This is a genomic window from Nocardia nepalensis, from assembly GCF_048910785.1.
Classification (GTDB): domain Bacteria; phylum Actinomycetota; class Actinomycetes; order Mycobacteriales; family Mycobacteriaceae; genus Nocardia; species Nocardia nepalensis.
Window position 1 is genome coordinate 311026 of the sequence record NZ_JBKBET010000038.1, and the last position, 11661, is coordinate 322686.

Sequence of the window (11661 nt, forward strand, 5' to 3'; positions counted from 1 at the left end):
ACGGTCGAGCACGTGCAACCCTCCCACCAGTACCGGCCCCTGCCGCCCAGGGAGCGTTTGGCTACCGCCCGGCTGTATCTCTGCACCGACGCCCGCAGGGAGAAGGGCGACCTGGCCAAGTTCGCCGAAGCGGCGCTCGCGGGCGGTGTCGACATCATTCAGCTCAGGGATAAGGGTTCGCCCGGTGAGGCGAAGTTCGGCCCGCTCGAGGCCAAGGCCGAGATCGGCGCCCTGGCCGAACTGAAGGCGGCGGCCCGCCGACACGGCGCGCTGGTCGCGGTGAACGACCGCGCCGATATCGCCCTCGCCGTCGGGGCCGATGTGCTGCACCTCGGCCAGAACGATCTGCCGCCCTGGTACGCACGCCGCATCCTCGGACCCGACGTGGCGATCGGGCGCTCCACGAACAGCCGGGCGCAAGCCGGACTGGCCGCGATCGATGAGCACATCGACTACTTCTGCACCGGCCCGGTGTGGGCGACCCCGACCAAACCGGGACGTCAGGCCGCGGGCCTGGACCTGGTGCGCTCCACCGCCGACGCCCACCCGACCCGGCCGTGGTTCGCGATAGGCGGCATCGATGCCGAACGTCTACCCGAGGTGCTTGCCGCGGGAGCCCAGCGCGTTGTGGTGGTGCGCGCGATTACCGAGGCGCGCGATCCGGAGGCGGCGGCGCGTCATCTGAAGACGGCATTGCTGCAGAACGCCCAGCTCGGCTGAACTTGCCGAGCACGATCTCGGCCCGCGGCGCTGGCAGCTCGGCGCCACCGACCTGGCGAGGGCGATATCGAATTGACGCTGGCCGCCAACGCTCAACTCGGCTGTGCCCTGCTGAGTGCGAAACCACCCGAAAAGTCCGACTCGACTGGCTTACCGTGGGCGACCTCGAACTGGCCTCGGCTGTGCCCTGCTGAGCGCGAAACCACCCCGAAAGTCCGACTCGACTGGCTTACCGAGGGCGATCTCGAACTGGCGCTGCTCGCCAACGCTCAACTCCGCTGAGCACGAACCCGGCCCAACGCTGCTCGAAGCTCGACTCGGCCAGGGCACATCGAACGGATCGCACACTCTCAGGAGAGCACCTGAACGCGGGTGAGTGACAAGATCGGATCGGCCGTCTCCGCGGGAGACGGCATATTCGTTTCGGCCCGCCCGCCATCGGTCGAGTCCGCACCGACCCGGTCGACGATGCGAGCGTAAGTGCCCGGCCCTTCGGGATCGGCGTGCAGCCAAACGAAGCCCTGGTCGGCCAGGTCGAGAGTGCGGGGTAATACGGCGGCGACGGCGTTGGCGTCGTCCACATCGACGTCGTCGAGGCAGACGCGCGCCGGAGCCGCCCGCAGAGTCGGCCAGGACGCGGCGAAGCCGGGGTGCAGCGGATGGCTGTCCACCTCGTCCTCGGGCACCCAGGCCAGCGCACTGCTTTCCCGGTTGCGACTGGTCGGCAGGGTCATCACGGCGTCGGCCACCACGGTGATGTAGGTCCAGCCGCTCAGCGCGGTCGCCGTGACACGCTCACCGCGCACGCGAACATCGGCGGGGTGGATGCCCGCTTCTTCCCATGCCTCGCGCACCGCCGCGTGCACCGGGGTCTCGTGGCTGTCGCGGGCGCCGCCGGGCAGCGCCCAGGTGCCGCCCTGATGACTCCACGGCGCGCGGTGCTGCAACAACACCGCCGAACCGCCGTTCGCGAGCGGGGCCCGCAGCAGGAGTCCGGCGGCGCCGAAGCGGCCCCAATGCCGCTGTCCGTCCGGTCCACGGGACCAACCGTCACCGTCACCACGCATCTGGCTACCATCCTCATCCAGCCGTGGCGGGGGTGTTTCACACGCCACGGCGCCGGTAAGACCACAATAAGCTCCGAGCAGGAGCACACGTGCGCACCAACCGGGGAGGTGGAGATGGCAGCGCTCGAAGCGACGACGGCCCCGCGGCCACCGTCGGTCACCGCCGAGGCCGGGCCCGAGCGGCTGGACGTGCCGCGCGAAGCCGGGCTGCGCGCCCACTTGGACCCGGCCAACCTACGGTCCTTCGCGCTGTCCACACCGGGGCGGCTCATCGCCATCGCCCTGCTGCTCATCGGTCTCTGCCTCGGCGCGGGCTTGATGACCGCCGCGACGGTGAGCGATCGTCAGCAGGCACTGGATATCCTGCTCGACGAAACCGAGCCGGACGCGAACTCCTCCCATCACCTCTACACCTCGCTGTCCATCGCGGACGCCGCCGCGAGTACCGCCTTCATCGCGGGCGGCCTGGAACCGGAGGCCGTGCGTGACCGCTACAGCCAGGCGCTGGGCGAGGCGTCCGCGGAGCTGGTGACGCAAACGGGCCACGCCCCCGGACAGGCCACCGGCAATGACGATCCGGACAGCCGGCTGCGCGCCGGCATCGCCACCGGCCTACCGGTGTATTCGGGCCTGATCGAGACGGCCCGTGCGAATAATCGCAACGGATATCCGGTCGGCGCCGCGTATTTGAGTGAGGCATCGAATCAGATGCAGACAACCCTGCTGCCGATGGCCGCGCAGTTGCAGAGCCATCGCTCCGATGCCGTCACCGCGGCCCAGCGACACCACGTCCAACCGCCGTACCCCGCGATCGCGGTGCTCATCCTCGCGCTGGCGGCGCTGATCTGGGCGCAGGTCGATCTGTCGAAACGCTGGCACCGCGTGCTCAATCCGGGACTGCTACTCGCGTGTACGGCGGTGCTGATCCTATTGGCGTGGACGGTGATAGCCGGATCGATCTCGGCGGCGGAGATGATCGGCGGCCGCGACCACGGCGCGGTGCCCGCCTCCCGCTTGACCGAGAGCCGGATCCTCACCCAGCAGGCGCGTTCGGCGGAGACGCTGAAGCTGGTGCGCCGCGATGCCACGGGCGACTACGACCGGACCTACGAGTCGAGCGTCACCCGGCTCAACGAACTGCTCGGCGGCTATCCGTCCGATGCGCCCGCAGCGGGGGAGATCGCGAATGCCCGTGCGGCGCTGGACCGTTGGCGGGTGGCGCACCAGCGAATGAACGACACATTGGCGCACGGCGATTTCGTGGGAGCGGCGACGGTGGCGACCGGGCCCGGTGCGGCGGATGCCGCGGCGCAGGTGGACGCGCTGGACCGGGCGCTGGGACATGGCCTGGACGCGACGCGCGATACCTTGCGCGACAACATTTCCCGAGGGGCACGTGCGCTGGACTTCCTGGCCCCTGGCGCGATGGTGCTGGGAATCCTCGCCGCGGCTTATGTCGGCCTCGGCATCTGGCCGCGACTTCGGGAGTACCGATGAACCGGGCGCGCGGACTGCTCGCCGCGCTCGCCGCAACGGCCCTGCTCGCGGGTTGTACCGCGGGTTCGGACGCGACGATCACCACCAAGACCTACAAGTACACCGAGCCACCGCTGCCCGCCCAGGCCATTCCGATACCGACGGACGCGCCGGTCGCGCCGGAACGCAACGAAGAGTGCGGCGATCCGACCGCCAGCCTGCGGCCTACGGGTGCGGGTGCCGGTGCGCGCGGCCCGACCATCGATGCGATCCGCGCCCGCGGTCGGCTGGTGGTCGGATTGGATACCGGCAGTAATCTCTTCAGCTTCCGCGATCCGGTCAGCGGCACCATCGTCGGTTTCGACGCCGATATCGCCAGGGAGGTCGCCCGCGATCTACTCGGCAATCCGGATCTGATCGAGTACCGCAGTCTCGGCTCCGCCGAGCGCGAGAGCGCGCTGCAGAACCACGTCGTCGACATCGTCGCCAAGACCATGACGATCAACTGCGAACGGCGCCAGCGGGTTGCCTTCTCCACCGTCTATCTGCACGCGAATCAGCGCGTGCTCGCGATGAAGAACTCCGGTATCCGCAATCTGGCCGATCTGGCGGGTAAGCGGGTGTGCATCGTATCCGGCACCACCTCGCTGGACCACATCCGTCGCGGCCAGCCCGCCGCGACCATCCTCACCGTACCTACCTGGGCCGACTGCCTGGTCGTCCTGCAGCAGCGCCAAGTCGACGCGGTGAGCACCGACGACGCCGTCCTCGCGGGTCTCGCCGCGCAGGACCCGTCCTACACCGAGTTGGTCGGCCCCAGCATCAGCGTCGAGCCATACGGCATCGGAATACCCAAGGGCGAAGACGATATGGTCCGCTTCGTCAACGGCACGCTGGAGCGCATCCGCAACGACGGCACGTGGGTTCGGCTGTACCAGCAATACCTCATGGCCCTGGGACCGGTGCCAGCCCCGCCCGTCCCGGCCTATCAGGACTGACTGCGATGACATCACCGCACGATGCTCCCTCCGAAAGAGCCGCCGATTCGACCGGGGACCAGACGCACGAACCCGCCGCACGCAACGCAGACACCTCCGATGAGACGGTTCGGCGCCAACGCCCCTCCGACGAGGCGATCCGGCGCCAACCCCCCGGCGAGGAAACCGTTCGCCGCGACCACGTGGCCGCCGAATTCACCGTCGGCGCATGGCATGCAGCCCCGGAGCCGACCTCGGCCGCGACCATGCGCTCCTCCGGCCGCAGCGCCCGCACGGCGCACTCCCGGCCGACGACCCGCAAGCTCGGCGCCGGACTTGTCACCATCCCGACGGTCCCGCCCGCCGATCCGCGCGCCGCGGTGCTCGCCGATCCCGTTGTCTCCGAGGGCAGGCGCTTCTGCTGGCACTGCGGTAATCCGGTCGGCCGCGCCACCGCGACCCGCCCGCCGACGACCGCTGGCATCTGCGACACCTGTGGTGCGCCATACGATTTCCGCCCGTCACTGCACGAGGGCGATATCGTATCGAGCCAGTACGAGATCCAGGGCTGTATCGCGCACGGCGGGCTGGGCTGGATCTACCTGGCGATCGACCGCAATGTCAGCGATCGCTGGGTGGTGCTGAAGGGCCTGCTGCACGCGGGCGACGCCGAGGCGCAGGCGGTGGCCGTGGCCGAACGCCAATTCCTCGCCGAGGTGGCCCATCCCAGCATCGTCAAGATCCACAACTTCGTCGAGCACACCGAACCGAATGGCGAGTCGATCGGCTACATCGTCATGGAGTATGTCGGCGGTCGCTCGCTGCGCGATATTCTCGATGCCTACCAACGGCCGCAACGGATGCCGGTCACCGAGGCGATCGCCTATCTGCTGGAAATCCTGCCCGCGCTGGAGTATCTGCATTCGATCGGGTTGACCTACAACGACCTCAAACCCGACAACATCATGGTCACCGAGGATCAGGTCAAACTCATCGATCTCGGTGCCGTGGCGACCATCGAGGCCTACGGAAATCTATACGGCACCAGGGGTTTCCAGGCGCCGGAGATCGCCAGGACCGGCCCGACGGTGGCCACCGACATCTACACGGTCGGGCGGACGCTGGCCGTGCTGACGCTCAGCATGCCCATGGAGCAGGGACGCTACCTCGACGGCATTCCGGACCCCGCCGACCAACCGGTACTGCAGCGCTACGAGTTCTTCCATCGCCTGCTGCTGTGTGCGACCGATCCGGATCCCGAGCGTCGCTTCCCCTCCGCCCGCGTCATGTCGGCGCAACTGGCCGGGGTGCTGCGCGAGATCCTCTCCCTGGAGACGGGCGACGAGCATCCACAGTTGTCCACAGCTTTCAGTCCACAGCGCGGCAGCTTCGGCACCGAGGAGTTGATCAGCCAGACCGACGCCTATGCCGATGGCATCGCCAGGAGCAAACTGCTGCGCGCGGGCGAAGTGGCCGCGGCCCTTCCGGTTCCGCTCATCGACCCGACGGACGCGTCGATACCGCTGCTCGCGGCCGCGGCACAGCCGGAACCGAGGGAAGCACTCGCGGCCTTACAGGAGGCCCGCGAGCGCGCTGCGGTTCATCCCGAAAATGCCTCGGACACACTGGATCTGGAGCTGACCCTGGCCGAGGCGCGGCTGCGGCTCGAACTCGGCGAGGCGGCGGTGGTGCTGAATTTGCTGTCCCGGGTGGCCGCCGATCACGACTGGCGCATCGACTGGTATCTGGGCCAGGCCCAGCTGCTGGAGTTGGATTTCGAGCGGGCCTACGCCAGTTTCGATGCGGTGCTGCGGGTGCTGCCCGGCGAGATCGCTCCCAAGCTCGCAATCGCGGCCACCGCGGAACTCGTTCTGCAGCACTGGGATTCCGAGGATCCGGGACACTGGCAGGCCTGTGCCGAGAAGTTCTACACCACCGTCTGGCGCACCGACCGCGCGGTGGTGAGCGCCGCGTTCGGCCTGGCCAGGCAACTTGCCGCGGCGGGCGGGGTCGACGACGCCGTGCGCGCGCTCGATGAGGTACCGGCCGCCTCCCGGCACTACACCACGGCCCAGATGACCGCCGTATGGCTGCTGCTCACCGCCGCGCCGGTCGGCGAACTCCCCGAAACCACCCTGCACATTTCGGCCTCGCGCGTGCTGGCCCTGCCGCCCGGGGAAGGTCGCGCGACCCAGATGCGCGTCCTGGTCCTCGGCGCCGCCCTGGCTTGGCTGCAAGCAGGCAATTCCCCCAAAAGCGATGAAGCGATGCTCTTCGGCGCACCTTTCACCGAGCGCGACCTGCGCGCGGGCACCGAGGCCGGGCTCCGGGCCCTGGCCCGCATCGCTCCCGGCCGCAACCACCGCTACGCCCTGGTCGATCTGGCGAACTCCATCCGCGCCAAGACCTGGATCTGAGACCCCGAGGGGAGAAAACCCGGCCGGGAGGGAAGGCCGGCCGGGTTCGGATCCAGGTTCGCGGAGCAGTCGGCACACCGATGATCCCCCGGGCTCCGCATGCGTCCCGCCCGCCCCGGGGGCAGCCGGAGCGGACACATCGAGAGTGGCGAGGGCATCGCGGTCCCGATAGCGGCGGATGGTCCGTCCCGGTTTCGGCGTCCGGCGCGAACCTGATCCGACACCAATACTGACCGATCGAGTGTGAGGATTTCGTGAGGTTTTCTAGAGCCCGCTCCCTGCGCCTCGGCCAGCGCTCTGAGCTGCGACAACGCGGTGTGCGGCCTGTGCGATCGCCAATTCCTCATTGGTCGGCACGACCAGCACGGCCACCTCTGCGCCAGGTGCCGAGATACGCCGAGCCGTACGCTCTTTCGCGGCATTGCGGGTCGGGTCGACCTCGATACCGAAGCGGGACAGCCCGGCCAGCGCGTCGGCACGCACCTGCGGACTGTTCTCCCCGACTCCGGCGGTGAAGGTGATGGCGTCGACGCCGCCCAGTTCGATCAGGTACGCACCGAGGTAGCGGCGCAGCCGGTGGATGTAGACGTCGTAGGCCAAGCGGGCCGCGGGGTCGCCCGCGTCGATGAGCCGCTGCAGTTCGCGGAAGTCGTTGACGCCGGACAGGCCCTTGAGTCCGGAGTTGCGGTTCAGCATTTCGTCGATCTGGTCGATATCCATATGCGCCGCGCGGACCAAGTGCGCGATGATCCCAGGATCGAGATCACCGCCCCTGGTGCCCATCACCAGGCCCTCCAGCGGCGTGAGCCCCATGGTGGTGTCGATCGGGCGGCCGCCGCGGATCGCCGACGCCGATGCGCCGTTGCCGAGATGGAACACGATTTGATTCAGTTCGGCGGGATCACGCTCGAGCAGTGCGGCGGCCCGGCCGGAGACGTATTCGTGCGAGGTCCCGTGAAAGCCGTACTTCCGAATCCCCTGCGCGGCAGCGATTTTCGCATCGATGGCGTAGGTCTTGGCGGCGTCGGGCAGGCCGTGGAAGAACGCGGTGTCGAAGACCGCCACCTGCGCTACGTCGGGCAGCAGCTCGCGCGCGCTCTCGATGCCCGCCACATTCGCCGGATTGTGCAGCGGCGCAAGCGAAGACAGCTCGGATATCGCCGCGACCACGGCATCATCGATCAGCGTCGGCCGGTAGAACACCTCGCCGCCGTGCACCACCCGATGCCCGACCGCGCGCACCCCGACGGCCGCCAGATCGAGACCGGTCTCGGCGAACGTGTCGAAGACCAGCCGCAGGCCCGCCGTGTGATCGGCGATCGGCCCGCGATGTTCGATGGTCCGGCCATCGACCTGATGCTCGATCCCGGCATTCTCCTCGCCGATCCGATCGACCATGCCGGAAGCGGCGACCACACCCGACTCCGGGTCCAGCAGTTGGTATTTGATCGACGACGACCCGGAATTGATCACCAACACCAGGTCATCGGCAGTGTTTCGGCCACCCGTCGCCCGACCACCGCCCCTGATCGAATCGCTGCGCGATGCGTCGTTCATGGCACCTCCTGCGTCGCGTGCGCTGCCCGCACTCGATCAGCAACCGCGAACCCGGCCGCCTTGTTCCGCCAGGAGGCCGTCGTGTGCCGCACGACACCGGCACCGCGTTGGCACCGCGCAATGCCCACATGATCGGCCAGTGCGACGCTCATGCCGTGCACCCGCTCGAGCGATCGGCTCGGCAGCGCGCACATCAGCCCTCCTGCGCCTGGATCGCGGTGATGGCGACCGTATTGACGATGTCGGCCACCAGCGCACCACGGGACAGGTCATTGACCGGCTTGCGCAGTCCCTGCAGCACCGGGCCGATCGCGATCGCACCGGCGCTGCGCTGCACCGCCTTGTAGGTGTTGTTACCGGTATTGAGGTCGGGAAACACGAAAACTGTTGCGCGCCCGGCCACTTCGGAGTCGGGGAGTTTGGTTGTCGCGACGGTGGGTTCGATCGCCGCGTCGTACTGGATCGGGCCTTCCACAAGCAGCTCGGGCGCGCGCTCGCGGACCAATTTGGTCGCCACCCGCACCTTGTCCACATCCGCGCCGCTGCCGGATTCGCCGGTGGAATAGGACAGCATCGCGATCCGCGGGTCGATGCCGAAGCGGGCCGCGGTATGCGCGGACGAGATCGCGATATCGGCCAGTTGCTCCGAGGTCGGGTCGGGGACCACGGCGCAGTCGCCATAGGCGAGCACCCGATCGGCCAGACACATCAGGAACACGCTGGAGACCGTGGAGACCCCCGGCACGGTCTTGATGATCTCGAAGGACGGGCGGATGGTGTGCGCCGTGGTGTGCGCGGCTCCGGACACCATGCCGTCGGCGATGCCCTTGTGCACCATCATGGTGCCGAAATACGAGATATCGGCCATGGTTTCGCGGGCGCGCTCGAGCGTCATACCCTTGTGCTTGCGCAGTTCGGTGTACTCCGCGGCGAATTCGTCGAGGTAACCCGACGTGCGCGGATCGAGGACCCGCGCGGGCGAGATATCGACGCCGAGTTCCGCGGCGCGGGCGCGGACCGCCGGCTCGTCGCCGAGGATCACCAGATCCGCGATCTTGCGCTGCAATACCCGCCCGGCCGCGCGCAGGATGCGGTCGTCGTCGCCTTCGGGAAGCACGATGGTCTTGCGATCGGCCCTTGCGCGTTCGATCAGCTGGTATTCGAACATCTGCGGTGTCACCACCGAGGTGTCCGGAATCTCGATGCGCTGCAACAACTCCGACGCGTCGACATGCTGTTCCATCAGGGCGAGCGCGGTATCGACCTTGCGTGGGCTGCCCGCGGACATGCGGCCACGGGTGCGGTAGGCGGCGCTCGCGGTGTCGTAAGTGCCCAGGTCGGTGGTGAGGATCGGCAGTTTCGGTTTGAGGCCGCTCATCAGCCTGGCGATCGCCGGATGCGGCAGCATGCCTCCGTTCATGATGATGCCCGATAGCGACGGAAACCCTTCCGCCTCATGCGCATTCACCACGCTGAGCAGCACGTCGGAACGGTCACCCGGCGCGACCACCACCACACCGTCGACCAGCCGCTCCAGAATATGTTCGGCCGTCATGCCGCCGACCATGATCTGCAATGCCTCGCGCTGCAGCAATTCCACATCGCCGCTGTATATTTCGCCGTCGATCGCGGTACAAAGCTCGGCCATGGTCGGCGAAATCAGCAGCGGCACTTCGGGCAATGTCCAGGACGGCACGCCGAAACCCTTCAGCGCCGCGCAGACCTCGTCCAATTGCGCCGGATCGCAACGATTGGCGATGATAGCGACCAGATGCGCGTGCTCGAGCGCCAGTTCGCTCGCGCACAGCTCGGCCAGGTGCCCGACCTCGGCCGGGGTGCGGCCCGAACCGCGCACCACCAGCAGCACGGGCGCGCCGAGGTTCACCGCGATGCGGGCGTTGAAGCGCAGTTCGCTCGGGCTGGCCACATCGGTGTAATCGCTGCCGACGACCACCACCGCGTCACACAACTTCGCGACCTCGTGGAAGCGCATGACGATCTCGCTGATCGCGGCATCGGGATCGGCATGCACTTGCTCATAAGTGACGCCGATGGCCTGCGCGTAGTCGATATCGGCGGTGCTGTGCTCGAGCAGCAGTTCCAGGATGTAATCCGGTTCGGTGGTCGAGCGGGTGATCGGCCGGAATACGCCGACCCGGGCGGTGCTCGCGCACAGCATCTGGAGCATGCCGAGGGCCACCGTCGATTTTCCGGTGTCCCCCTCCGGAGATGCGATGTAGACAGCGGATGGAGCGGAATCGGCCATGTTCGAGAGCTTAGTGAACCCGCGGCTACCTCGACCGCCCGGCGAGATCGCGATCACGAATGATAATCGGGGCCGACCCCGGATATAGTCCCGACATGGCTGAGCAGTTCCCGAACCGGCAGTGGGGTTCGCGCACCAATCTTCTCTCCCGCGTCGCGACCAAGTTCGCTGCCACGAAAGCCGGGTCGTGGTTCATCCGAAAGGTCACGCCGCTGGATCGGGCGGTGCTCGAGCGCACCGACGCTAAGTACACGATCCTCGGCCCGATCGGCGCACCGGTCATCCTGCTGACCACGATCGGCCGCAAATCCGGCGAGCCACGCACCCAGCCGCTGCTCTACGTGCACGACGGCGACAAGCTGTACGTCATCGGCAGTAACTTCGGCCAGGAGAGTCATCCAGCCTGGACCTCGAATTTGCTGGCGAACCCGAAGGCGACTATCGCCATCGCGGGCGAGCGCATTTCCGTCCGAGCGACTCCGGTCGATGCCGAGAAGGACGCCATCTTCGCCCGCTTCGTCGAAATCACAAACGCCTACGACGCCTACCGCTCCCGCACCACCCGCAACCTGCGCATCTTCGCCCTCACCCGCGACTAATCCAGCGCACCGAGCCGAGCCATACGCTCGCCGCAAACCTTCGTCGCGCCACCATCGGACTCGCCTCACCCCAGAGCCGTGCGATCAAGATCAGGTGGCACTGGTGGCGGGGGGTTCTCGGGCGATGCCGCCACAGATTCCACGTGATCACGTGTCCAGTTGAGGGTGGTGGGTGGTGGCGTTCGGGTTGGGTGGGCTGCGGTAGGTCCTGTTGTTCTGCACCGACTCCCAGGGGGTGCTGGACCCGGATGGTTTGGCGTTCCGTGGTTTTGCCGGTGCAGTGCTGGGCACGTCGTGTGCCGTACCCGACTTACCTCCCGCAGTCGGGTGGGCAGGCCCGCGGCTTCCAGCTCGGTCGACTGGCTGTGGTTGCGTTCTCGAGAGTGTCGAGGCGAGTCGAACAGGGATCAAGATCAGGTGGCACTGGTGGCGGGGGCTTCTCGGGCGATGCCGCCACAGATTCCACGTGATCACACGTCCAACTGAGGGGGGTGGGTGGTGGCGTTCGGGTTGGGTGGGCTGCGGTAGGTCCTGTTGTTCTGCACCGACTTCTCGGGGGGGTGCTGGACCCGGATCGTTTGG

Annotated in this window: 9 protein-coding genes; 5 read left to right on the plus strand and 4 right to left on the minus strand. The window is 67.7% G+C overall.

Annotated features, from left to right (window positions below):
• The first annotated feature begins 12 nt into the window (after positions 1–12).
• Entirely contained in the window at positions 13–720 is a 708-nt protein-coding gene (thiE, locus tag ACHQ4I_RS35990) for a thiamine phosphate synthase (RefSeq protein WP_420776364.1), read from the plus strand.
• A 350-nt stretch (positions 721–1070) separates the two neighbouring features.
• Here thiE and ACHQ4I_RS35995 read toward each other — a convergent pair whose 3' ends face one another.
• Entirely contained in the window at positions 1071–1787 is a 717-nt protein-coding gene (locus ACHQ4I_RS35995) for an NUDIX hydrolase (RefSeq protein ID WP_420776365.1), read from the minus strand.
• 114 nt (positions 1788–1901) lie between these two features.
• Between ACHQ4I_RS35995 and ACHQ4I_RS36000 the strand changes: the two genes are divergently transcribed.
• Genes ACHQ4I_RS36000 through ACHQ4I_RS36010 form a run of 3 tightly spaced genes read left to right on the plus strand, consistent with a single transcriptional unit; the run spans position 1902 to position 6657 of the window.
• On the plus strand, positions 1902–3284 hold the full coding sequence (locus ACHQ4I_RS36000; RefSeq protein ID WP_420776366.1) for a hypothetical protein: 1383 nt from the start codon (positions 1902–1904) through the stop codon (positions 3282–3284).
• Positions 3281–4261: a glutamate ABC transporter substrate-binding protein gene (locus ACHQ4I_RS36005; RefSeq protein ID WP_420776367.1), complete on the plus strand. Its 981-nt coding sequence runs from the start codon at positions 3281–3283 to the stop codon at positions 4259–4261. The genes ACHQ4I_RS36000 and ACHQ4I_RS36005 overlap by 4 nt, the downstream gene beginning before the upstream one ends.
• Before the next feature lie 5 nt (positions 4262–4266).
• A complete protein-coding gene (locus tag ACHQ4I_RS36010; RefSeq protein WP_420776368.1) occupies positions 4267–6657 on the plus strand; it encodes a serine/threonine-protein kinase in 2391 nt (796 codons plus the stop codon).
• Between the two features lie 264 nt (positions 6658–6921).
• Here the strand turns inward: ACHQ4I_RS36010 and ACHQ4I_RS36015 are convergent, their stop codons facing one another.
• The 3 genes from ACHQ4I_RS36015 to pta are packed head-to-tail and all read right to left on the minus strand — an operon-like array spanning position 6922 to position 10480.
• Complete coding sequence (locus ACHQ4I_RS36015) at positions 6922–8214, minus strand: acetate kinase (protein WP_420776369.1); 1293 nt, start codon at positions 8212–8214, stop codon at positions 6922–6924.
• The gene (locus tag ACHQ4I_RS36020) at positions 8211–8408 is read right to left on the minus strand and encodes a hypothetical protein (RefSeq protein WP_420776370.1); all 198 of its coding nucleotides are present in this window, start codon (positions 8406–8408) and stop codon (positions 8211–8213) included. The genes ACHQ4I_RS36015 and ACHQ4I_RS36020 overlap by 4 nt, the downstream gene beginning before the upstream one ends.
• Positions 8408–10480 (minus strand): phosphate acetyltransferase, encoded by a 2073-nt coding sequence (gene pta / locus ACHQ4I_RS36025; protein WP_420776371.1) that lies wholly within the window; start codon positions 10478–10480, stop codon positions 8408–8410. Before pta ends, ACHQ4I_RS36020 begins: the two co-directional genes overlap by 1 nt.
• Before the next feature lie 95 nt (positions 10481–10575).
• Here pta and ACHQ4I_RS36030 point away from each other — a divergent pair, with 95 nt between their 5' ends.
• Entirely contained in the window at positions 10576–11079 is a 504-nt protein-coding gene (locus ACHQ4I_RS36030; protein WP_420776372.1) for a nitroreductase family deazaflavin-dependent oxidoreductase, read from the plus strand.
• The last annotated feature ends 582 nt before the right edge of the window (positions 11080–11661 follow it).

Bases quoted from the DNA above. Each gene is read 5' to 3' on its own strand.
- ACHQ4I_RS36000 (WP_420776366.1), top strand. From the start codon at position 1,902: ATGGCAGCGCTCGAAGCGACGACGGCCCCGCGGCCACCGTCGGTCACC.
- ACHQ4I_RS36015 (WP_420776369.1), bottom strand. From the start codon at position 8,214: ATGAACGACGCATCGCGCAGCGATTCGATCAGGGGCGGTGGTCGGGCG.
- ACHQ4I_RS36030 (WP_420776372.1), top strand. From the start codon at position 10,576: ATGGCTGAGCAGTTCCCGAACCGGCAGTGGGGTTCGCGCACCAATCTT.
- pta (WP_420776371.1), bottom strand. From the start codon at position 10,480: ATGGCCGATTCCGCTCCATCCGCTGTCTACATCGCATCTCCGGAGGGG.
- ACHQ4I_RS35995 (WP_420776365.1), bottom strand. From the start codon at position 1,787: ATGCGTGGTGACGGTGACGGTTGGTCCCGTGGACCGGACGGACAGCGG.
- ACHQ4I_RS36005 (WP_420776367.1), top strand. From the start codon at position 3,281: ATGAACCGGGCGCGCGGACTGCTCGCCGCGCTCGCCGCAACGGCCCTG.
- ACHQ4I_RS36020 (WP_420776370.1), bottom strand. From the start codon at position 8,408: ATGTGCGCGCTGCCGAGCCGATCGCTCGAGCGGGTGCACGGCATGAGC.
- ACHQ4I_RS36010 (WP_420776368.1), top strand. From the start codon at position 4,267: ATGACATCACCGCACGATGCTCCCTCCGAAAGAGCCGCCGATTCGACC.